1 pseudogene is annotated in these 1,058 nt (G+C 43.2%); it reads right to left on the bottom strand.

The features are described 5' to 3' along the window. Positions 1-1,058: pseudogene (locus ABD915_RS09775) on the bottom strand (Vomp family autotransporter); the annotation flags it as partial.

Raw genomic sequence — 1,058 nt, 5'->3', positions numbered from 1 at the left:
CGCCCTCAAAGGCCGCTGCTACACTCGTATAGCTCTGCTCTTCAACATCACTACCATCTTCCTTAACGGTCTTAACCTTGAACTTAGGAGCGGTCCATGTGCCCTTATCATCATAGCCAGCACCTCCACCGAAATACTCAGCAAACATCTTATTCATTGTATAAAGCTGTGAACCATTCATCGCATCCGTCGATTTTTCTGAAACTGCACCTGAACTCACACCAGAAAGGGTCCGTGTAGCATGATCAGTGTTTGCAATATCGATGCTTGTACCACCTTTTTCGCCACCAATGCTGATAACATGCGTTTCCTCATTCTGCTTAACAAGGCTATCACCTACTATCTTGTTAATCTCACTGTTAATCTCGTTGTGAATGTTCTTGAAGGAACTTCCTACTCCCTCAAAGGCTTCCGCTACACTCGTATAGCTCTGCTCTTCAACATCACTACCATCTTCCTTAACAGTCTTAAGCTTGAATGCAGGAGCAGTCCATTTGCCCTCACTATCATAGCCGGCATTCTTATCAAAATAATGAGCAATATCATTATTCAGAGAATAAAGCTGTGAACCATTCACCGCTTCCGTAGAGGCAGCACTAACCTCTCCATTCGCAAGATACTTAATCTTGCTATTAGCTTTCTCATTATCTTTCCCATGCTGCGCTACAAAAACACCTTCTTCATCACTCCAAAGCAACGCATTCTGCTTAATGTTTTCTGTAACCTCGGTAGTACTTTTGTTAATCTCTTTGTGAATGTTCGTGAAGGAAGTACCTACGCCCTCAAAGGCTGCTGCTACATCATGATACTCTGTATCTTCTGTATCGCCATCTTCCTTGACACTCTTAACCGTGAATGTAGGAACAGTCAAAACACCATTCTCATATTTAGCATCACCGCCAAAATACGAGGCAACCCCAGTACCCAATGTATAAAGCTGTGAACCATTCACCGCTTCCGTAGAGGCAGCACTAACCTCTCCATTCGCAAGATACTTAATCTTGCTATTAGCTTTCTCATTATCTTTCCCATGCTGCGCTACAAAAACACCTTCTTCA

The organism is Bartonella jaculi, assembly GCF_039543045.1.
Taxonomy (GTDB): domain Bacteria; phylum Pseudomonadota; class Alphaproteobacteria; order Rhizobiales; family Rhizobiaceae; genus Bartonella; species Bartonella jaculi.
The sequence above is the reverse complement of the archived record's forward strand: the minus strand, read 5'-3'. Positions and strand labels throughout refer to the sequence as shown.